The organism is Rhodohalobacter sp. (assembly GCF_034521535.1).
Taxonomy (GTDB): Bacteria; Bacteroidota; Rhodothermia; order Balneolales; family Balneolaceae; genus Rhodohalobacter.
On the sequence record NZ_JAXHMF010000005.1, the window covers coordinates 145,826 to 164,707 of the forward strand.

Genomic DNA, 18,882 nt, shown 5'->3' on the forward strand with positions numbered 1-18,882 from the left:
TTCATGGTTAAGCCGGGACTTCTGAAGTTTCGAGATTTTCTAATTTCCTGAAGGTTTCATCATCAATGGCCCCTTTGGAGGTGCGCTCTGTGGAGATGTAAGTATACAGTGCCGGAATCACGTAGAGGGTCAGGATACTGGCAAAAATAAGTCCCCCGATAATGGCAATACCCATCGACTTCCGGCTCTCAGCCCCGGCTCCTAATGCAAGTGCGATCGGCAGAATTCCCAGTACGGTTGAGAGGCTGGTCATCAAAATAGGTCGAAATCGGGCAACGGCGGCATCCTTAATGGCTTCCAGGTTTGATAATCCCTGAACCTGTCGCTGGTTGGCAAATTCCACGATCAGGATTCCGTTCTTGGTTACCAGTCCGATCAGCATCACCATACCTATCTGACTGAAAATGTTCAGCGTTTGGTTGAAATACCACAAGCGTTAGCAAGGCTCCGGTCAGCGCCAATGGAACGGTAAACATGATAACCAGCGGATCTCGGAAGCTTTCAAACTGGAGCCGAAGCACCAGGTAGACCAGCAATAGCGCCAGCATGAATACATAGATCAGGCTGGATGAACTTTCCACAAAATCGCGGGATGGCCCGGAAAGCGACGTGGTGTAAGTATCATCCAAAACCTGACCGGCAATGGCATCCATGGCCTCTATACCATCCCCTATTGTATAACCGGGCGCTAAACTCGCAGAGACGGTGGCCGATGCATAGCGATTGAAACGATATAGTTGTGGCGGACTGCTTTGCTCGGTCAAACGTCACCAGGTTGTCTAACTGAATGATCTCACCTCGATTATTTCTTACATACAGACTTCGCAGATCCATGCGGCGCATTTCTGTCTTCACGAGACATTTGCCCGATCACCTGATATTGTTTTCCGCCTTTCAGGAAATACCCAAAACGCTGCCCACTGTATGCCAGTTGCAATGTTTCGGCAATATCACGGGTTGAAACACCCAACGCCTGAGCCCGGTCGCGGTCAATTTTGATTTCCACTTCCGGTTTGTTGAATTTCAGGTTTACATCCACAAAAGCAAAAGTTGGATCCTGGCGTGCCTGTTCCAAAAACTCAGGGATGATTTCCTTAAGATCCTCATTTGTTCCGGACTGAAGCACATACTGTACGGGCTGACCACCCCGGCCGCCTCCAATACTTTGTTCCTGGGCAATAAATGTTCGGGCACCACTCAGGTCCTGCACTTTGGTTGAAAGATCATTGTAGATCTCCTGTTGAGATCGTTCCCTCTCATCTGCCGGTGAAAGTATGATACGGCCAAAACCGGAATTCACTGAGCTTGAAGCACCAAATCCGGGAGAAGTCACCGTGATCAATCCATCAATCTCAGGAACTTCCTCCATCAGGAAATCGGTGAGCTGATCCAAGTAGTGATCCATGTATTCAAAAGTAGCGCCTTCGGGAGCTGTTGCACTTACGATCAAACCGTCCGCGATCTTCCAAGCGGCGCAAGTTCCTGCTGCAGGTTTCGCATAAAAAAGCCATATACCAAATCCACAGATAACGATGACAACAAATGCCACCCAGCGTTTTTCCATAAATGATTCCAGGCTGGATTTATATTTCGCATTCAGCCATTTAAAGAAGGGTTCGGTTTTATGATAAAAGCAGCTGTGTTTGGCATCTGACTTGAGAATCTTAGTGGAAAGCATCGGGGTAAGTGTCAGCGCCACAAAGGAAGAAATGATAATCGCACCGGCCATTACAACACCAAATTCCAGAAATAGACGCCCGGTAATTCCACCCAGAAATAATATCGGGGTGAATACCGCTACCAGTGCAAGCGAAGTTGCCACTACGGCAAAAAAGATCTCCCGCGATCCCAATATTCCCGCTTCAATGATCCCCATTCCAGCTCTCAATTTTGGCGTAGATATTCTCGAGCACCACAATGGCATCATCCACTACCAAACCGATAGCCAGAACGATAGCCAGTAACGTGAGTACATTGATGGAAAAGCCCGCCATGTACATCACAAAGAAGGCGCCAATCAGGGCGATAGGGATCACAATAACTGGAATAATTGTGGTTCTACATCCCGCAAAAACAGGAAATATAATAAGGATCACCAGTCCAAGTGCCAGGAAAATGGTTTGCTGCACTTCATCAATGGAAGCACGGACATACTCGGTAGTATCAAAACCAACGGCAGTTTGTATATCAGCAGGAAGATCTTTCTTGATCTGCTCTACACGATTATAGAATTCATCCGCAATTTCAATTTGATTGGCTCCGGGTTGAGGAACCAATACCACGCCCAACCATTGGCACGCCGTTCCGCTTCAGGATGGTGCGTTCGATTGGCGGCTCCAAGCTCAGCATCTTCCGATATCCCGAAATCGAACCACATTTCCATCTTGTTCACTGATAATAAGATTATTGAATTCTTCCGGTTCATACAACCGTCCCTGTGTGCGAACCGTGAGCTCAGTCATATCCCCTTCAATCCGTGCCAGAGGGAAGTCTCAACATTTTCACTCTGCAAGGCTTGCTGAACATCGAGCGGAGTGAGCTGATAGGCCGCCAAGTCGCAATGGATCCATCCATAGTCGCATGGAATATTGTTTTTCACCCCAAATTTGCACGCTGCTTACCCCGGAATAGTTTGAACACGCTCCTTAAAATCGTTGATGGCAACATCTGATAAGATCCAGCAAATTACGTTTATCACTCCTCACGTTTAAAAATACAATGGGACTTGCATCGGCATCGGCTTTGGAAACTACAGGAGGATCGGCATCAGGGGGCAAATCTCGTCGAACCGCTCTGCGATACGCGGGATTGCACATCGTTTGCGGCGTTATCGAGATCAATTTCCAGCTCAAATTCTACCGTTATGGTACTGCGTCCCTCGCGACTCGACTGAAGTCATGGTTCGAATTCCCGCAATTCCGTTGATCTCCTCTTCCAGCGGTTCCGTGATCTGGGATTCTATGATATCGGCATTTGCACCGGTGTAGGATGTACTGACCGTAACAATGGGCGGCTCCGTAGCAGGATATTCACGAATTCCCAAAAAAGTGAATGCCACAATTCCCAGGATCAGAATGACCAGCGACATAACCGTAGCTAAAACAGGGCGGCGAATGCTCAGGGAAGATAAACTCATAGCTCAATCTCCTCATATTTGTTGATTTCGCCAACTTTTATGTTCATCCCATTTCGAACCTGCAACAAACCGGTGGTTAAAACGGTATCTCCCGGGGCAAGTCCATCGGTTACCTGCACATACCTCTCGGTTCTGATCCCGGTTGAAATAGCCTGATCTTGTACCACACCATTTTTCAGCATAAATACTTTTTGTCCCTGCAGTTCAGGAATCACTGATATTGCCGGGATCATTAGCGCATCTTCAATTTCCTCTAAGACCAATTCAATATTTGCGAAAGCTCCGGGCAGTAAATTTCCTTCAGGATTATCAGCCAAAGCCCGCATGGTTAATGTCCTTGTCTGGGTATTGATGCGCGGCTCCACCGCATAGATCCGAGCCTCAAAATCTTCCTCCTGTCCCTGCACATTAAAAACAACCCGATTCCCCTGTTGCACCACTCCGGCATAACGCTCCGGAATGGAAAATTCTACTTTAATAGGGTTGATAGACTGAAAAGTCGCGATCTGAGTAGTTGGAGTGATATAACTGCCATTGCTCACATTCCGTAAACCAACCACGCCATCAAACGGCGCATAGATCTCGGTCTTGTCAATCTGTGCTTTTATGAGATCCGTTTCGGCTTTCAACACATTCAACTCATTGAGTGTGGCATCATACTGCTCCTGACTAATTCCGCCTCGCTCCAACAGCTGCTTTTGGCGTCTTTCCCTCACTTCCGCCAAATTCATCTTATACTCAGCCTGCTTTAGCTGCGCTTGCAGCTCACTGTCGTTTATCTTGATGAGAAGTTCGCCTTTTTGAACCTGCTGCCCTTCCTGAAGACTAAGTTCTACGATCTTCCCCGAAATTTCACTTCTGATCTCAACACCTTCATTGGCAAGCAGTGTACCGGTGCTAAAGATCTTGTTTTCAAATATCTGAGGCTCCACAAGGTGTACATCAACAGACAAGGGAGACCCGGAGAAGTTACTATTATTTTGAGAGGAGCTCTCGAAAAGCTTTGCCACTTTGGGAGGGCTAGTAATCCAAGTACAACTAAAATTCCAACAATGATGAATGTGCGCTTCATAGGTATTTAATTTCAAGTGATCAATAAAGGTAACCACTATAAAGGTTTAAGCATTCTTTGATCTTGAAAAGGCTTGTAAAACATTTTAGCACTCTTTGGGAATGTAGAATATTGCTCTTCTTAATCCTGTAGAATTTCAATCTATGACGATATTTAAGTATTTATAATTATGACATTTACATTTCTACTCGTTTTATCCTCTTAATTGATTTTCTACGATATGATTTAAATCTTTAAATTCGTATTAATTATCTATTCACAAGAGCAAAATAGGGTACGAAAATATGTTTATAGCGAAACGACCTTTAGCATTTCTGATCATCCTATGTTTGTCAGCAACAGGCTTGTTGGCTCAAAAAACAGCCGAGGATAAGCTTCAAGACAAACTGGACAGTTACAAGGAATTACAATCCCAACTATTAAAACCTACTTCCAATGCACAAAATATATTAATCAACCATGATCAACCGGATGCACATTTAACTGCACGAAATACCGGTGATAATCCATTATCATCCTTCTACATCTATGACTCTTACATAGATAGACAAGACCGTGTTTATCTTTTAACGGAATATTCGATTGATGTGTATGACGGAACGGAATGGACACATCTCGATTTCGGGGAAGAAATCCCTTATGAGGCAAATTCCGTTTATCAGGATCAGAGTGATAATATTTGGATTTCCACGATAAACGGAATTTTCAAATACTCCACCGATCTTCAACTTCAGGATTACAATAAAAGTGGGTTCGGATGCGCCTTTTGCCAATGATGTAGAACAGGTAATTGAAGGTTCGGAAGATCAACTCTGGATCGCCCACAATACGCAAATGTCTTACAACTCTGATATTGGGGAGTATGAAACTGAAAATCCAGGTGGATTTAGTGTCTTTGATCTTGAATCGAAAACCATTGTAGCCTATTCTGATACTATTGAGCATGAACTCAGTAGTAGTTTAAAGGCCAACGGCGTTTCTGACTTTGAAATAGATTACGACGGCAATATGTGGGCTTCAGTAATTGCAACCGATACCTCTGCAGGTGGACTCATTGAAATGATTCCGGGTCTGCAGGAAATTGAAACTTATCATCCCGAAAACAGTGATATTCCCGACGACAGGCCGCGCGAATTGGTCCGCAGTTTGGGAAGTATGTGGATGGCTTTTAGTGATTCCACGGAACGAGTTGCTTCTTTTGATGGATCAGAATGGGCCTCTTACTCCAGTGACATTCCTAGAGCTGACCCATGGATGTGCCTCTCTTGCATCAACCCCTGATGAGCAATTGTACTGTGGAAATGATAGTACTACTGTGGTGTTTGAAGATGGTTCCTGGAATACCATGGAAGAGACTAAAGCCGGGCAGAGCTTTAATGGCATTGTAAGTACAAGTACTGCTGAATCAGGCCTTGAGGTATTTGTAAAACGAACCATTCTAAAACCGTGGGCACCCTCCAAGCGGTATCTTCATACAAGATGATGACCAGGTTGATTACATATCTACCCATAACGATAATGGCCTTTTTTCCGATATCATATTTGGTTTAGCAGCAGATGAAAACGGGTTATGGTCCGGTGGTTTTCGTGGAGTAGGTTATTACGACGGAACTGACTGGGAGTATTACGATGCCACCGACGGTCTTGCCGCACTCCTATTCTGGGAAAATTCATGCTGCCAGTAATGGCCGAATCTGGTTTGGTAATGCCGATATTGGAATCACCTATTATGAAGATGGAGAATTTACTATTGTTGATGAATATGGCACCTTTACGGAAACCATATTTGAGGACAGTGAGCAACAAATCTGGATGGGATCCTATGCAGCAAATGGTGTCTTACAATATGATGGTTCAGAATTCACCAAGCACGATACTCTTGACGGAGTAATTGGCGAATATGTTACTTCTTTGGCTGAAGCTCCGAATGGCGATATCATAGCCGGTACTGCTGTGGATCAGTGAAGTCCCGACGTTAGCCCGATATGACGGAGATGAGTGGTATCGCTGGACGCCGGATTCATCTAAAACATTTAATATGTGGGAAATTGCATCCGATAATGAGCAAAACCTTTGGATGGTAGGTGAAAGTCTGCTTAAGTGGGATGGTAACGCTCTAACCGAGATTGACTTCCCTGCGAAGATTTCTCAATCAACCCGTACCACATTGAGCCCGATCCTGAAGGCAATGTCTGGATCGCTTCAGGGACTGGCGTTTATGTTTACAACACCACTTCCGAGGAGTGGTTAAATGCGCTTTCTGACATGGAATATTCTCCCTATGATATTGAACATGATAATCAGGGAAATACTTGGATTGGAACCTACCGCGGTGGCATTTACAAATATAAGCGGGACCAAGCCGTGCCAACGTGAACCGGAAAGAGATACCGGAATCTTTCACGCTGGAACAGAATTATCCAAATCCATTCAATCCAACTACCAACATCACCGATAACTTACCTGAGGGCGCAAATAACCTGACCGTAAAAGTGTATAACGTGTTGGGTAAAGAAGTGGCGACCCTGGTAAATGCGCAAAGTCAAAGCGCCGGGCAACATCAGGTGAGCTTCGATGCCTCGGGTCTTTCAAGCGGTGTGTATATTTACCGCGTGGAAAGTGATCAGTTTACAGCTTCCAAAAAAATGATGCTGATCAAATAACATTCTATACATACTCATCAACAAAAAAGGCGATACAAAATGTATCGCCTTTTTTAATATCTAATGTATGAGGTTGCTATCAGTTGACCTGAGCTTCCAGTTGCTTGGTAAGCTGAGATTTTGGTACAGCACCCACGATCTGATCTACCACTTCGCCATCTTTAAAGATGAGTAGCGATGGGATGCTGCGGATTCCGTACTTCACGGAAATTTCAGGATTACTGTCTACATCCACTTTTCCGATCTTGGCTTTGCCTTCATATTCGCCGGCAAGCTCTTCTACAATCGGCCCGATCATTCGGCATGGACCACACCATTCTGCCCAGAAGTCAACCAGTACAGGCTTGTTCTGATTTCAATACTTCGTCGTCGAAATTGTTATCGGTGAACTCAATTGGTTTTGCCATAATGCTGTTTGATTTGATTTATGATCTTTTCTTTAATCTTGAACAAATATCGGGATATTTCATTCAAGTTTGCACATTCTTTTGAATTATTGGGGTGATAGGGATGGGTGATACGTTAACAGTTAGCAGTTAGCAGTTAGCAGTTAGCAGTTAGCAGTTAGCAGTTAGCAGTTAGCAGTTAGCAGTTAGCAGTTAGCAGTTAGCAGTTAGCAGTTAGCAGTTAGCAGTTAGCAGTTAGCAGTTAGCAGTTAGCAGTTAGCAGTTAGCAGTTAGCAGTTAGCAGTTAGCAGTTAGCAGTTAGCAGTTAGCACTTAGACAGTTAGCAGTTAGCAGTTAGCAGAAGCTTGTCTCATTTGGGTTCAACATTCAAATTCAAATATCTATATTTATTGATCACTGTGTATCAGGTTGCAAGTTTAACTGAAAAGCTACGCTAATTGGTTTACTATCCAATTTTTAGAAGACAATTTTCTGCATCATGCTCCACAAAATCTATTATTTCTGCTTGTTTTGAAGAGAGTAAATTGGCAATAAATTCGGTGCTTTGATTTCCACATAACAAATGAATTATTTTTGGAGGACATCCGAGCAGTTGGCTCAGCTCATCGAAATCATCGTCTTTGGTAATTATCACCATTCCATTTTCTTTTCGGCATATTGCCAAAGTTCAATATCTGAAGCAAAAACACTGATCGCATTTTTTACATGTTCCACTTTTTTTGCTTGCTCTTCTAACGCTTCAACTAATTTGTAGGAAAGATTATTATTTACAATCAGAAATTTCATGCTGAACGAAGCAAGCGGGTATGTTTCTCAGAATCAGATGCATAGTCGAGGCAAGCTTTTATATCATCATGAGTTAGTTTCCGGAAATCTATTAGTCTATTTCTTCGCAGTCATTCCGGAAGCAAGATATCCCAATACATCATACACCGTTATTCTCATTTCGCGAATGCATGGTTTTCCACTGCGTTTTCCAGGGTCAATAGTAATGATCTTTTTGTAGTTCATACCGTTCAATTTGAATGATTCACTACTAAAATACACTATTTAAGTCTGGTAGCAAATTGTTCAAACCCCTCAAATTTTGATCTGGCAGTCAGCAGTTGCCATTTCCAGGCTATATCCATTTAACATTTATAATTCATTATTTAAAATTTAAAAACTGCTTAACTGCTATGGACTAACTGCACTGCTTCCTTACCCAAAACCTCACGCAAGCCTCGCAGCAGATCATCATTCGGTTCTACCACAAAGTTTCGGACATTCATCCGTATAGGTCCATTAGCTTCGCTGCTGTGTAGCGTAAAGCGCACATTCGTAGTTCCCTTGTTAATAGAAAACAGCGTCTCCATTTGCTTCAGGGCGTCCTTATTCAATTCTGAGGTTTTCAGGTCGATCTTTAAATTCAACTGATCCTGAAATTTTTCGCGAAGATTCTCAACCCGCTCGAAGGAGTTAGCGATCACTTTAGGCTCTCCGCTTCGGGTATCTACGGTTCCGTCTATGTACAACACATTATCGGTTTGGAGAAGCCCCATATACTGGTCATACGTTTGGCTGAAGGCAATAACCTCCGTTGAATTGTTCAGATCTTCTACCTGAAGAAATGCAAAAGGACGTCCTTTCTTATCCGTGACCCTTTTTACGCCGGTTACAATAGCAATGAATTTGATATTTGCCCGATCCGACATCCTTCCGAATACCTCTTCACCCAAATTCTGGCTTCCAAAAAGCTTGATCTCTTCTTTGAACCGACTTAAAGGATGTCCGCTCAGATAAAAACCAATAAGTTCACGTTCTTTATTGAGCCGCTCGATCTGTGTCCATTTACGCACCTCTCGCAATTTGGGTTCCTGTGAACCTGGGCCTCCGCTATCTCCACCAAATAAATTTCCCTGGTTGAGCCGGATCTCTTCCTGCTTACGAACACCATACGACAAAATATCCTCAACCGATTCAAACAGCTGAGCCCGATTTTCATTTAACGTATCAAAAGCGCCGGCCTGAATAAGACTTTCGAAGGTCTTTCGGTTACAAGTACGCAGATCAACGCGGGTGGCAAAATCAAAAATAGATGTGAAATCGCCGTTCTCCTCACGCTCCTCCACAATGTGTGCAATGGCTGAAGAACCAACTCCTTTTATAGCCGACATCCCATACTGCACCCGCCCCTCTTTCGCCCGAAATTTCCCGCGCGCCGTGTTGATGTTAGGCGGATCCACCGGAATGTTCATACGCTGACATTCCTCAATAAACGACGCCACTTTCTTGATGTCGCTCATATTATGACTCATCACCGCAGCCATATATTCAGCGGGATAATTCGCTTTAAAGTACATGGTATGATAAGCTACCACCGAATAAGCCGCGGAGTGAGACTTGTTGAATCCGTAGCCCGCAAACATCGCCATTTTGTCGAAAACGTCTTTGGCTGTTTGCTTATCGTAGCCTTTTTCCACGGCCTGATTCACGAACTTTTCTTCCTCAGGCGGAAGAAGTTCCGGCTTTTTCTTACCCATGATACGGCGTAGAACATCCGCTTCACCAAGCGAGTAGCCGCCCATGCGCTGTGCCACTTTCATGATCTGCTCCTGGTAGATCATAATTCCGTAAGTCGGCTCCAGAATATTGATCAGGTCTTCATGATCGTATTCCACTTTTTCGCGCCCGTGCTTACGCTCAATATAATCCGGAATGAACTGCATAGGCCCCGGACGGTACAAGGCGTTCATAGCAATCAGGTCATTTAGTATCCGTTGGTTTGAGGTTTTTGAGGTGCTTACGCATCCCTTCACTTCTCAAACTGAAAAGTCCCCAGTGTTCCGCCATTCTGGTACAACTTGTAGGTAGTTTCGTCATCCAGCGGAATGTCATCAAGATGGTATTCCTTCCCATGATTTTCCCTCACGTACTCGATCGCCGATTTCAGGATAGAAAGTGTCTTCAAACCCAGGAAATCCATCTTCAGCATACCGGCATCTTCAATCACGCCGCCATCATACTGGGTCACATAGAGATCCGCATCTTTAGCCGTACTGACCGGAATGTACTCCGTAAGTTTATCAGGGGCGATGATGACTCCCGCCGCATGAATTCCGGTATTTCGGACCGAACCTTCAAGCACATGCGCCATTCTAAGAGTTTCAGCTTCTAGGCCCTCGCCCTCTTTAATGGTCCGGAGCTCCTTCACTTCAGAAAAAGCATCATCCAGTGATGTTCCCGGTTTTTCGGGAATGAGTTTCGCAAGGCGATCGGCATCAGACAAAGGCAGATCGAGCACGCGGGCTACATCACGAACCGACGATCGGGCAGCCATGGAACCAAAAGTGATGATATGGGCCACCTGATCTACGCCGTATTTATCAACAACCCACTCGATAACACGCTGCCGGCCGTCGTCATCAAAATCGATATCAATATCGGGCATGCTCACACGTTCCGGGTTCAGGAAACGCTCAAAAAGCAGATCGTATTTCAGCGGATCTATATTGGTGATCCCCGTGCAATACGCCACCACAGATCCTGCAGCAGAACCCCGGCCCGGCCCTACATAAACGCCCATTTCCCTTGCAGCTGCAATAAAATCCTGCACAATCAGAAAGTAGCCGGCAAACCCCATTTCTTTGATGATCCCAAGCTCCAGCTCGAATTCGCTCCGTCACTTCCTCATCAATGTCATTATACCGGGGTTTGGCCCCTTCATAGGTGAGATGTTTCAGATACTCATCTTCGGACTCAAAACCTTCCGGAAGCTCAAAAGTTGGAAGCAGAACATCTTGCTCCAGCTTAACAGGCTCAATTTTATCAACAATTTCCTGGGTACTCATTATGGCTTCCGGCATATCCACAAAAAGCTCCTTCATCTGGTCTTGCGACTTGAAGTAGAACTCATCATTCGGAAACCCATACCGATACCCGCGCCCTTTTCCTTTCGGCGTGCTCATCAATTCGCCGTCATCAATACAGATCAACGCATCATGGGCTTTGGCGTCTTCTTCATCCAGGTAGAATACATTATTGGTGGCTACTAATTTCACCCCATATTTCTCTGAAAAGGATTTAAAAACCTGATTTACTCTTTTCTCTTCCTCCAGATTATGGTTAAGCACCTCCAGGTAGAAATCATCCCCAAAAGTATCCATCCACCATTGCAATTCTTCCTCGGCAAATTCCTGTCCCTTATTCAGGATCAGGTCGGCCAGCCAGCCTCGACGCCCCCGCTCAGGCAAATAACGTCTTCCGCATGCTCGGCAATAACGTCCTTATCAACCCGCGGAAATTTGTAGTAGTACCCTTCTGTAAAGCCAATGGAGCTTAATTTCGAGAGATTTTTATACCCATTCTGATTTTTAGCAAACATCGGAATCTGGTAGCGGCGATCCCGGTTATCTCGCGTAAATTTCTTTTGAAGCCGATCTTCCACTACATAAAATTCGCACCCAATAATAGGTTTAATCCCTTCTGCATGGGCTGTAGCGGCAAATGAAAATGCGCCGTACATATTCCCGAGGTCCGCAAGACCGACCGCGCTCATACCTTCGTCTTTGGCCTTTTTAACCAGATCTTTGATGCCTGCCGTGGCCTGAAGCACCGAAAATTTGGAGTGATTATGCAGGTGCGTGAAGGTAGCCTGCTCTATTACCCCGCTACCAGTTGTCTCTTCTTTGTTTCCACTTTTTTTTTGAGCCTCTAATTGCTCTTCCGACTGCTTTGTTTTGAACCGGGAGGGGAAACGAGATCGATATATTCTTCCCGCTTCATATAGCTTTGGGCCGACTCATACAGTTTGGCATCCATCGGGAAGTTTACTCTTAGTAGCACCGGTCCTCACCATCTCCAGGAAAATACGGGCTGTTGCTTCCACATCGGCTGCGGCATCGTGGGCGTCTTCAAAACCTTCATCAAAAAGAGCGTGGTGCAATTCACCTAAAGATGGCCACTTGTAGTTTCCGCCCCGGCCACCTTCAATCTTAGCCACATCGGTTCCATCGATCTTGGTATCAATCTTGGGCTTATCCAGAATAGCAGACGAGATCTTCTTCCGGAGATATTCTGCCCTCATGATCTTCTCATCAAAACTTACATTATGCCCGATCAGGAAATACGCCTTGTTGATATCTTTGGAAAATTCACGCAGCACAAATTCCAGGTCTACCCCTTCTTCTTGCGCACGCTCTGTAGAAATACCGTGAATTTTTTCCGAATTGAAGGGAATCGTAAATCCTTCCGGCTTCACAATATAATTCCCGCTATTCATGAGCTTTCCGGTTTCGTCATGAAGTTGCCAGGCAAGCTGAACCAAGCGTGGCCAGTTATCAAGCTCGGTAATGGGAGCCGAAAAATCTTGAGGTAAGCCGGTGGTTTCAGTATCAAAAATCAGGTACATAAATCGCCTTTTTGGAATGGAATTTCTAAAGATTGAATATACTATTCATAGCCTTTCTTATCGAAGCTTTTTGTCAACTATTTATCCACAATGGGGGAAACCATACAAATAACTCCCTAATTGCGCTTATACTCGCGGAATTGACGACCTCTTGCTTTCACCACTTAATATAAACCGGTAGCATTTCCCTTTTAAACACAGATAATAATGTCCGGTTCAACCAGTTTACAATTAGCTATTCAGGTATCACTCTTTAAAACTATTTACCAATCGAGGTTTGATAGAGTGAAATTCTGTGAGCATATTGGTTTAAATAAAGTTTTAACAATCAATCAGTGACATTATGAAGTCGTATAGAATTCTTTTCGTACCGTTTTTAGCGCTATTTCTGGCGTTTCAGGCAAATGCCCAAAATAATGGAAATGAAACCGATTACCAGACCGTACAAATTACCAATAAGGCCGGAACTACCATTTATGCTGAAGATAAGACGGACATTATAGGAAGTCCGTTGCTGAAAGAGTCTTTTGAGAACGGACGCATTTTGTTTGAATCAGGCAAAGCAAGTGAGATTCTTCCCATCAACTACGATTCTTACAAGAATCAGGTTTTGTTCATTAAAGATGAGAAGATCATGGTGCTGAACACAAATGGCGTAAAAGGATTCATGTTTGAGACCCCGGCCGATTTCCAGAATTCAGATAAAGTTCAGGAGGTATTCAGCTATCAGATAAGAGAAACAGAATTAGGCTTTGATGAACTAACCCCCGTTCAGGTACTTTATAATCAGGGAACCGGACTCAAACTTTTAGCTGTCCATCGAACCAATTTAATGAGAAGCAACAGTAAGGATCCGTTCACAGGCAAGAAAACAAAGCGCTACATAAACAGCGAGGAGTTTTTCATCCAGAAACACAATGGCGATATCGAAGAGTTGAGAAGATTGCGAGCCAAAGATATCATCCGAAAATATGACCGCAGCGATCGGAAGGCCATGAACAATTTTATGAAAGAAAACGACCTCGACAGCCGTTCAGAAAAAGATCTCGTTAAGCTGATGACATTTATTGATAACACCATGGGAGCTGATTCATAAATCTTTCCCCCTCACTTCAAAGGTGCATTAAAACCGAACTCTAAACTCGGAAAATGCACCTTTTTCTTTTTCATCCTCTATTTCCATGTTTTTTACATAGGCCGAGGGTGGACCTTCTTTGCAGCGGTCAATTAGCTCTTGCACGCTCTCTTCATCACCTTCAAATACGGCTTCTACTCTGCCGTCGGGTAAGTTCTCAACCCAGCCCTTCACACCCAGAGACTCAGCATTGGTTCGGGTGAAATGGCGAAACCCCACACCCTGAACTCGTCCGTTTATAAAAATATGCTTCTTCAATGGTCTACCTTTTTTCGATTAAAACTCTATTTTACAGCTATTCAATTATAAAAAATTCATACCGTCAGAATCGTTCAATTTATTTACACCTATGACCTTAACTCAGCTTTCATACATCGTTGCCGTAGATAAACACCGACACTTTGCCACGGCTGCCAAAAAGATCTACATCACCCAGCCCACGCTCAGCATGCAGATCCAGAAACTTGAAGATGAACTTGGCATCCTGATCTTTGATCGCTCTAAGTCCCCGGTAGTTCCAACTGCCATTGGTGAGGAGATCATAGAACAGGCCAAACAAATTTTAAGTGGAGCCAAGCACATAGAGGATATGGTTGCCGTGCAGGGCGAAGAACTCCGCGGCACTTTTCGGGTCGGAATCATTCCAACGATTTCACCATATCTGGTCCCCTTGTTTTTGAAGCCATTTATAGAAAAACATCCGGAAGTGGAATTGGTTTTTGAGGAAGCCCTCACGGAAGAGGTTCTCAAAGGGTTGAACGAAGATTATTTTGATGTTGGTGTGATTGCCACGCCCACCGACCAACATATTTATGAGCAGGATCTGTTTCTGGAGCCCTTTCTGGCCTATGTAAATCCCAAGCACGAACTCGCTAAAAAGGATAAAATCTGTATCGATGATCTTTACAAGGAAGATCTCTGGCTGTTGAATGAAGGGCACTGCTTCCGCGATCAAACCATGAAGATCTGCAAAAAGAATAATGAAAAGCGGAATAAAGCCCCCATCATTTTTGAAAGCGGTAACCTTGAAACCCTGAAACGACTGGTGGAACAGGATTTTGGTGTAACCCTGATGCCTTACCTCGCCATGGATAATCATGATACAAGCTGTGCAAACGGCGTAGTCAAGGAGTTTGAAGATCCCATTCCTTCCCGCAAGATCCGTTTGGTGTACAGCCGCGAATTCCTCAAGAAAAACCTCATCGATGCTTTTGCTGGGGTGATCAAAGGTTCTATTCCTGAGGAACTGGAATCGGATGAAGAGCAAGATGGTGATCGAGTAAGAGGGATTTTGAACATTCAATAATGAACATTGAATGTTGAGGTTTTATTTCTTTTAGTTCGGGCCTTGCTGGCATTTCAAACCCTATCTCGTCCTTTCCCTTTTCTGAGGGAAAGGGACGCCTAATTCGGCCTCTGCACTTTTTACACGTCCTCTTGCCCTGGCGCTTACGGATGGAATATGCAAACCTGTTGTGAATATTTTGCAGGTTTGAAAATTTTTACATACACAAAAAAAGTGCGTAAGAGAAAAAGAAAGGATTTTTGCGGTAGCTGATCGCAGAATAAACGTTTATGAGGACTCGATTCTTTTGGCAAGTAGATTAGAAGTATCCAGTCTCCCTGGAATTTAGAGCACCCGTGAGTCTGTTTACGCAACTGAAGAAACGGAACGACAATTACATTTTTAAAAACTTAAAACTTTTTTGTAACAAACTGTTCCATAATTCCTCTTGTAAGTAGGCAAAGTAAATAATGAGGTTTGGAATTTTTGAATCCACTGTATGAAATTAAACGCAAAAAAATAACTTTTAAATGAAAGATAGGAAAGTAATACTTGGTTCAATAATGCTCTTATTAACTATTGTTATTGTCAGCTTAAACTTGAGTTTTACTGATAACAACGTTGATATAAATGAAGATCATAGCAGTTATAACTTATCTAATATTTTACCAATTGAAATAGATTCAGAGTTTCTTGATTTACCGCAAGAAGAAAAAGATAGCTTGATAACTGTTGTTGCAATTTTAAATACTAGAGTTTGTCCAACATGTGTAACGAACACTTTAGAATTTTTCAATGAAGTAAAAAAAGAGATGAATTCTCTGATGATCATCATATAATTTTCATAGATGAAGAACAGGACAAGGTCAAAAGATTTACAGAAATTACAAGGTTGGATCACCCAGTGAAAAAATTTAATTCAAATGAAATTGATCCCTTTTTTCATAACAAATCAAAGGCTTTTATTTTTCTAAAGCCATCTTCGAAAGTCTTTCATTATCTCCCAATTCCAGTAGCTCATGTCAGTTTAAATTCTATCAACAAAGAAATTGATACTGCAATAGAGTTAAGTAAAATTAACTCATAATCTTAACCAAATCACACAAACAAATGAAATCAATTCAAAAACTATACTTGTTATTTTCGACTATGCTTTTTGTTGTAGCTGTTGCATTTACCGCAGTTCCTGCTGAAGCAACATGTTATACTTGTACATCTGATGACCCAGGCGGATGTCCTACTACAGACATTGCTGGTATGACCGCATGTGATCAAAGTCAAGATTGTTACATCTGGGGTGCACCTTGCGGTAAAGACTGGGGATTTGCAAATCCAACTAACTAATCACATGAACATAGAATCGTTTAACCAAAATAAGATAGGTTATCAAATTTGTTTGATAACCTATCTTACTCTTTTGATATTTTTCTCAGGTTGTAATTCAAATTCAAAAACGGAGCAGACTTTCATTACTCGATGATGAAGAAAAGATTGAATTAAAGGAAATCTTGAAGATAGGAGCTGAGAGCCAAGGTGAAGAATATCAGCTCGGAGATCCTGTGGGGGTAAGAACGGATAGTAGTCTTAATATATACGTGGCTGACAGAGCATCATTAACAATTAGGATGTTTGATCCAGATGGGAAATTTATCAGAGATATTGGCAGAAGAGGAAGAGGACCTTCAGAGTTTTTAGATATAAACACATTTGAAATTACTCCGGAAGAAAATTTCTTTGTATTGGACAGGGGGAATTGGCGTTATAAACATCTTACAAAAGAAGGTGATGAAGTTTCCTCTGTACCTATAGATCAATCTGGAACGGAGTGGTAATTTTTTCCCAGATGATGTTGATCACTATGACGATAAAATAATAGCCCTTTATAATGATGGGGTGTATAACCCGGAAAAATCATTAATAGATAAAGAATTATTTTACGTATATGATGAAGAGCTTAAAAATAGAAAGGCCTCTTTTTTGACTTCTCCAAACTAAGGGATATAGAAATAAATACTTTTTCCTGGTTAGCTTTTTTGGGTAAACCAGGCAGCTTCGTCCTGAGTCAGGATAAAAGCGAATTCTATTACTCGCCCTCAATATACCATGGAAATATTTACTGCTTCCGCAGACAAGGGGAAAGTGAGTGGAATCTATATAAGGTGATAAAAGCCTATGATTTTTCGCAGGAGAGCTACACATCGTTTGATAATAATCTTTATCAAAAATATAGATCTACTTCAGTACCCGGAATAAGATCAGTGATGTTCGGGGGGGCACCAGACCCACATACAGGTAGAGTAAATACTTTCGATGCCGGCATTCATCAGTTATCGGATGGAAGAATCATTGTATTTGCAGCAACATGGAGAGATCCTTTAGATAAAGAAGGAGAACATGAGAATATAATTGATATATATGCTCAGATCATAAATGATGATTATAGTGTTAACCCACATTGGTTTAGTAAAGTCTGTAGAGGCATCACGAGTACCCTGGAAGCCACTCATTAATTGGAAAGATTCAGAAGACAATTTTTATCTGCTAGAAAATACAGGATTAAATCACCCTTCAGTTATTAAATTTAAGCTAGCTGGATCATAAGTTTTCAATTAGTTTTATTTTTTGGGGGCTCGTGATAATAACTAGTAGATATAGAACTATGGTCGGCTATTGTGGTTTCTAATTCAATTTTTTTCATGCGTTCTATTTTCCATGCCACGAACTGTCACCCCCTCTTATTAGTTTAGTGAGTGAATCTAAATAATATTCTGGGTTACTTTAAGAATTTCAGCCAACTTTGACATCTTAACTGCTTCAGGCTAAGATTCTTCGGAGGTATCCTCAGAATGACTATCGCACTCGCATGCTCGAAATCACCAAAGCTGGAAATCATGGAATACTGCTGCCTCAACTCGGCATTGGGCTTGATTACAGCGGGAAGAAAGCACAGCACGTTTTTGTTTCTCATGGACATGCAGATCATATTCCCTGGAAATCGAATGCTGAAAACGTTTATGCAACACCGCCCACAAAAAAATTCATGTAGCGTCGGGGCACCAAGTACGAGATTGAAGAACTTCCTTTTAAACGAACTGTCGAAACCGAGAATGCCAAAGTTACTTTTTACCCGGCCGGACACATTCTTGGCTCGGCCATGACCTTTGTTGAATCCGACTCCGGAAACCTGCTTTACACCGGCGATTACCGCACCCCTCCCTCTCCCGCCACCGAAGGCTTCGAACTCCCCGATACCCAGATCGACAGTTTTATTACCGAAGCAACCTTCAGTCTGCCCGTATACCGCTGGGCCAATTATGAAGAATTGAAAGCAGAAATCACCCGGCTTTGCAAAATCAGCACTGGAGGAAGAATACACGCCCGTTTTCCTCGCCTATAATCTTGGGAAAGCGCAGGAGATCATGCACCTGGTGAAGGATCTGGATCACCCCGTTCAAATTCACGGTGCGGGATTTAAGCTTTGTGATATATATGAGGAGGAAGGCATCAACCTTGGAGATTACGAAACCTATGACCGGGATACTTGCGAAGGAAAGATCCTGGTCTGCCCAAGTTCTGCTATTAATAATGGGTTTGCTTCCAATGTGCACAAAAAGAAGATCGCCTATTGTAGCGGCTGGGCAGCCATGGAATCGAGGCGAAGTCAGCTTACCGCAGATAAACTCATCCCCATTTCCGATCACCTCGACTTTTTTGAACTGATCTCCCTTTGTGAACGCCTGCAGTCCCAAGAATGACGTATATCACCCACACCCCAAACCCGGACGTGGTAAAGCA

General features: G+C 43.1%; 27 protein-coding genes and 4 pseudogenes. 16 read left to right on the forward strand and 15 right to left on the reverse strand.

What is annotated here, in order from left to right; genetic code table 11:
* Nucleotides 1-7: 7 nt before the first annotated feature.
* From U5K35_RS07410 to U5K35_RS07435, 6 genes and pseudogenes are all read right to left on the reverse strand, one after another.
* A complete protein-coding gene (locus tag U5K35_RS07410; RefSeq protein WP_322570823.1) occupies nucleotides 8-433 on the reverse strand; it encodes an efflux RND transporter permease subunit in 426 nt (141 codons plus the stop codon).
* 46 nt (nucleotides 434-479) lie between these two features.
* Nucleotides 480-764 (reverse strand): annotated as a pseudogene (locus U5K35_RS07415) (efflux RND transporter permease subunit); the annotation flags it as partial.
* 38 nt (nucleotides 765-802) lie between these two features.
* On the reverse strand, nucleotides 803-1,876 hold the full coding sequence (locus tag U5K35_RS07420) for an efflux RND transporter permease subunit (protein ID WP_322570824.1): 1,074 nt from the start codon (nucleotides 1,874-1,876) through the stop codon (nucleotides 803-805).
* Nucleotides 1,863-2,462: pseudogene (locus U5K35_RS07425) on the reverse strand (efflux RND transporter permease subunit). The gene U5K35_RS07420 and the pseudogene U5K35_RS07425 overlap by 14 nt, the downstream one beginning before the upstream one ends.
* Nucleotides 2,463-2,848: 386 nt before the next feature.
* Nucleotides 2,849-3,136: an efflux RND transporter permease subunit gene (locus U5K35_RS07430; protein WP_322570825.1), complete on the reverse strand. Its 288-nt coding sequence runs from the start codon at nucleotides 3,134-3,136 to the stop codon at nucleotides 2,849-2,851.
* Nucleotides 3,133-4,146 (reverse strand): efflux RND transporter periplasmic adaptor subunit, encoded by a 1,014-nt coding sequence (locus U5K35_RS07435; protein ID WP_322570826.1) that lies wholly within the window; start codon nucleotides 4,144-4,146, stop codon nucleotides 3,133-3,135. Before U5K35_RS07435 ends, U5K35_RS07430 begins: the two co-directional genes overlap by 4 nt.
* A gap of 409 nt (nucleotides 4,147-4,555) precedes the next feature.
* Between U5K35_RS07435 and U5K35_RS07440 the strand changes: the two genes are divergently transcribed.
* From U5K35_RS07440 to U5K35_RS07465, 7 genes are all read left to right on the forward strand, one after another.
* On the forward strand, nucleotides 4,556-4,984 hold the full coding sequence (locus U5K35_RS07440) for a hypothetical protein (RefSeq protein ID WP_322570827.1): 429 nt from the start codon (nucleotides 4,556-4,558) through the stop codon (nucleotides 4,982-4,984).
* Nucleotides 4,956-5,489, forward strand: coding sequence for a hypothetical protein (locus tag U5K35_RS07445; RefSeq protein WP_322570828.1), 534 nt, complete (start codon nucleotides 4,956-4,958; stop codon nucleotides 5,487-5,489). Before U5K35_RS07440 ends, U5K35_RS07445 begins: the two co-directional genes overlap by 29 nt.
* A gap of 34 nt (nucleotides 5,490-5,523) precedes the next feature.
* A complete protein-coding gene (locus tag U5K35_RS07450) occupies nucleotides 5,524-5,691 on the forward strand; it encodes a hypothetical protein (protein ID WP_322570829.1) in 168 nt (55 codons plus the stop codon).
* 146 nt (nucleotides 5,692-5,837) lie between these two features.
* Complete coding sequence (locus tag U5K35_RS07455) at nucleotides 5,838-6,173, forward strand: hypothetical protein (protein ID WP_322570830.1); 336 nt, start codon at nucleotides 5,838-5,840, stop codon at nucleotides 6,171-6,173.
* Between the two features lie 73 nt (nucleotides 6,174-6,246).
* Nucleotides 6,247-6,459, forward strand: coding sequence for a hypothetical protein (locus U5K35_RS07460; RefSeq protein ID WP_322570831.1), 213 nt, complete (start codon nucleotides 6,247-6,249; stop codon nucleotides 6,457-6,459).
* A gap of 14 nt (nucleotides 6,460-6,473) precedes the next feature.
* Nucleotides 6,474-6,584 (forward strand): hypothetical protein, encoded by a 111-nt coding sequence (locus U5K35_RS19630; RefSeq protein ID WP_416221599.1) that lies wholly within the window; start codon nucleotides 6,474-6,476, stop codon nucleotides 6,582-6,584.
* The gene (locus U5K35_RS07465) at nucleotides 6,581-6,871 is read left to right on the forward strand and encodes a T9SS type A sorting domain-containing protein (RefSeq protein WP_322570832.1); all 291 of its coding nucleotides are present in this window, start codon (nucleotides 6,581-6,583) and stop codon (nucleotides 6,869-6,871) included. Before U5K35_RS19630 ends, U5K35_RS07465 begins: the two co-directional genes overlap by 4 nt.
* 79 nt (nucleotides 6,872-6,950) lie before the next feature.
* On the opposite strand, the pseudogene trxA reads toward U5K35_RS07465, so the two are convergent.
* From trxA to U5K35_RS07500, 8 genes and pseudogenes are all read right to left on the reverse strand, one after another.
* A pseudogene (trxA, locus tag U5K35_RS07470) lies at nucleotides 6,951-7,278 on the reverse strand (thioredoxin).
* Between the two features lie 445 nt (nucleotides 7,279-7,723).
* Complete coding sequence (locus tag U5K35_RS19635; RefSeq protein ID WP_416221600.1) at nucleotides 7,724-7,915, reverse strand: DUF5615 family PIN-like protein; 192 nt, start codon at nucleotides 7,913-7,915, stop codon at nucleotides 7,724-7,726.
* A complete protein-coding gene (locus U5K35_RS07475; protein WP_322570834.1) occupies nucleotides 7,909-8,064 on the reverse strand; it encodes a DUF5615 family PIN-like protein in 156 nt (51 codons plus the stop codon). Before U5K35_RS07475 ends, U5K35_RS19635 begins: the two co-directional genes overlap by 7 nt.
* Nucleotides 8,061-8,289, reverse strand: a pseudogene (locus U5K35_RS19640) (DUF433 domain-containing protein). The gene U5K35_RS07475 and the pseudogene U5K35_RS19640 overlap by 4 nt, the downstream one beginning before the upstream one ends.
* 158 nt (nucleotides 8,290-8,447) lie before the next feature.
* Complete coding sequence (dnaE, locus tag U5K35_RS07485) at nucleotides 8,448-10,013, reverse strand: DNA polymerase III subunit alpha (protein WP_322570836.1); 1,566 nt, start codon at nucleotides 10,011-10,013, stop codon at nucleotides 8,448-8,450.
* Nucleotides 10,014-10,072: 59 nt separating this feature from the next.
* Nucleotides 10,073-10,900 (reverse strand): hypothetical protein, encoded by an 828-nt coding sequence (locus tag U5K35_RS07490; RefSeq protein WP_322570837.1) that lies wholly within the window; start codon nucleotides 10,898-10,900, stop codon nucleotides 10,073-10,075.
* A gap of 570 nt (nucleotides 10,901-11,470) precedes the next feature.
* Nucleotides 11,471-11,872: a PHP domain-containing protein gene (locus U5K35_RS07495; RefSeq protein WP_322570838.1), complete on the reverse strand. Its 402-nt coding sequence runs from the start codon at nucleotides 11,870-11,872 to the stop codon at nucleotides 11,471-11,473.
* Nucleotides 11,873-12,058: 186 nt separating this feature from the next.
* Nucleotides 12,059-12,667 carry a 3'-5' exonuclease gene (locus U5K35_RS07500; RefSeq protein ID WP_322570839.1) on the reverse strand — a complete coding sequence of 203 codons (609 nt, stop codon included), beginning with the start codon at nucleotides 12,665-12,667 and terminating at the stop codon, nucleotides 12,059-12,061.
* Between the two features lie 343 nt (nucleotides 12,668-13,010).
* Here U5K35_RS07500 and U5K35_RS07505 point away from each other — a divergent pair, with 343 nt between their 5' ends.
* Nucleotides 13,011-13,763, forward strand: a complete 753-nt coding sequence (locus U5K35_RS07505) for a hypothetical protein (RefSeq protein WP_322570840.1) — start codon at nucleotides 13,011-13,013, stop codon at nucleotides 13,761-13,763.
* Nucleotides 13,764-13,790: 27 nt separating this feature from the next.
* Here U5K35_RS07505 and U5K35_RS07510 read toward each other — a convergent pair whose 3' ends face one another.
* The gene (locus U5K35_RS07510; protein WP_322570841.1) at nucleotides 13,791-14,060 is read right to left on the reverse strand and encodes an acylphosphatase; all 270 of its coding nucleotides are present in this window, start codon (nucleotides 14,058-14,060) and stop codon (nucleotides 13,791-13,793) included.
* Between the two features lie 91 nt (nucleotides 14,061-14,151).
* Between U5K35_RS07510 and U5K35_RS07515 the strand changes: the two genes are divergently transcribed.
* The 8 genes from U5K35_RS07515 (at nucleotide 14,152) to U5K35_RS07550 (ending at nucleotide 18,842) form a co-directional block, all read left to right on the forward strand.
* The gene (locus tag U5K35_RS07515) at nucleotides 14,152-15,108 is read left to right on the forward strand and encodes a hydrogen peroxide-inducible genes activator (RefSeq protein WP_322570842.1); all 957 of its coding nucleotides are present in this window, start codon (nucleotides 14,152-14,154) and stop codon (nucleotides 15,106-15,108) included.
* A gap of 509 nt (nucleotides 15,109-15,617) precedes the next feature.
* Nucleotides 15,618-15,926 carry a hypothetical protein gene (locus tag U5K35_RS07520; RefSeq protein WP_322570843.1) on the forward strand — a complete coding sequence of 103 codons (309 nt, stop codon included), beginning with the start codon at nucleotides 15,618-15,620 and terminating at the stop codon, nucleotides 15,924-15,926.
* A 271-nt stretch (nucleotides 15,927-16,197) separates the two neighbouring features.
* Nucleotides 16,198-16,431 carry a hypothetical protein gene (locus tag U5K35_RS07525; protein WP_322570844.1) on the forward strand — a complete coding sequence of 78 codons (234 nt, stop codon included), beginning with the start codon at nucleotides 16,198-16,200 and terminating at the stop codon, nucleotides 16,429-16,431.
* 164 nt (nucleotides 16,432-16,595) lie between these two features.
* The gene (locus U5K35_RS07530) at nucleotides 16,596-16,919 is read left to right on the forward strand and encodes a 6-bladed beta-propeller (RefSeq protein WP_322570845.1); all 324 of its coding nucleotides are present in this window, start codon (nucleotides 16,596-16,598) and stop codon (nucleotides 16,917-16,919) included.
* A 327-nt stretch (nucleotides 16,920-17,246) separates the two neighbouring features.
* Nucleotides 17,247-17,597 (forward strand): hypothetical protein, encoded by a 351-nt coding sequence (locus tag U5K35_RS07535; RefSeq protein WP_322570846.1) that lies wholly within the window; start codon nucleotides 17,247-17,249, stop codon nucleotides 17,595-17,597.
* Nucleotides 17,598-17,950: 353 nt separating this feature from the next.
* The gene (locus U5K35_RS07540) at nucleotides 17,951-18,133 is read left to right on the forward strand and encodes a hypothetical protein (protein ID WP_322570847.1); all 183 of its coding nucleotides are present in this window, start codon (nucleotides 17,951-17,953) and stop codon (nucleotides 18,131-18,133) included.
* Nucleotides 18,134-18,241: 108 nt separating this feature from the next.
* Nucleotides 18,242-18,484, forward strand: coding sequence for a hypothetical protein (locus U5K35_RS07545; RefSeq protein ID WP_322570848.1), 243 nt, complete (start codon nucleotides 18,242-18,244; stop codon nucleotides 18,482-18,484).
* Between the two features lie 22 nt (nucleotides 18,485-18,506).
* Nucleotides 18,507-18,842 (forward strand): hypothetical protein, encoded by a 336-nt coding sequence (locus U5K35_RS07550; protein ID WP_322570849.1) that lies wholly within the window; start codon nucleotides 18,507-18,509, stop codon nucleotides 18,840-18,842.
* Nucleotides 18,843-18,882: the final 40 nt, after the last annotated feature.

Excerpts from the sequence above, each read along its gene's own strand:
- U5K35_RS07420 (WP_322570824.1), bottom strand. The coding sequence starts at position 1,876 with ATGGGGATCATTGAAGCGGGAATATTGGGATCGCGGGAGATCTTTTTT.
- U5K35_RS07430 (WP_322570825.1), bottom strand. The coding sequence starts at position 3,136 with ATGAGTTTATCTTCCCTGAGCATTCGCCGCCCTGTTTTAGCTACGGTT.
- U5K35_RS07455 (WP_322570830.1), top strand. The coding sequence starts at position 5,838 with ATGCCACCGACGGTCTTGCCGCACTCCTATTCTGGGAAAATTCATGCT.
- U5K35_RS07460 (WP_322570831.1), top strand. The coding sequence starts at position 6,247 with ATGTGGGAAATTGCATCCGATAATGAGCAAAACCTTTGGATGGTAGGT.
- U5K35_RS19630 (WP_416221599.1), top strand. The coding sequence starts at position 6,474 with ATGGAATATTCTCCCTATGATATTGAACATGATAATCAGGGAAATACT.
- U5K35_RS19635 (WP_416221600.1), bottom strand. The coding sequence starts at position 7,915 with ATGGTGATAATTACCAAAGACGATGATTTCGATGAGCTGAGCCAACTG.
- U5K35_RS07475 (WP_322570834.1), bottom strand. The coding sequence starts at position 8,064 with ATGAAATTTCTGATTGTAAATAATAATCTTTCCTACAAATTAGTTGAA.
- dnaE (WP_322570836.1), bottom strand. The coding sequence starts at position 10,013 with ATGAACGCCTTGTACCGTCCGGGGCCTATGCAGTTCATTCCGGATTAT.
- U5K35_RS07490 (WP_322570837.1), bottom strand. The coding sequence starts at position 10,900 with ATGGGGTTTGCCGGCTACTTTCTGATTGTGCAGGATTTTATTGCAGCT.
- U5K35_RS07500 (WP_322570839.1), bottom strand. The coding sequence starts at position 12,667 with ATGTACCTGATTTTTGATACTGAAACCACCGGCTTACCTCAAGATTTT.
- U5K35_RS07505 (WP_322570840.1), top strand. The coding sequence starts at position 13,011 with ATGAAGTCGTATAGAATTCTTTTCGTACCGTTTTTAGCGCTATTTCTG.
- U5K35_RS07515 (WP_322570842.1), top strand. The coding sequence starts at position 14,152 with ATGACCTTAACTCAGCTTTCATACATCGTTGCCGTAGATAAACACCGA.
- U5K35_RS07520 (WP_322570843.1), top strand. The coding sequence starts at position 15,618 with ATGAAAGATAGGAAAGTAATACTTGGTTCAATAATGCTCTTATTAACT.
- U5K35_RS07525 (WP_322570844.1), top strand. The coding sequence starts at position 16,198 with ATGAAATCAATTCAAAAACTATACTTGTTATTTTCGACTATGCTTTTT.
- U5K35_RS07540 (WP_322570847.1), top strand. The coding sequence starts at position 17,951 with ATGCTCGAAATCACCAAAGCTGGAAATCATGGAATACTGCTGCCTCAA.
- U5K35_RS07545 (WP_322570848.1), top strand. The coding sequence starts at position 18,242 with ATGACCTTTGTTGAATCCGACTCCGGAAACCTGCTTTACACCGGCGAT.
- U5K35_RS07550 (WP_322570849.1), top strand. The coding sequence starts at position 18,507 with ATGCACCTGGTGAAGGATCTGGATCACCCCGTTCAAATTCACGGTGCG.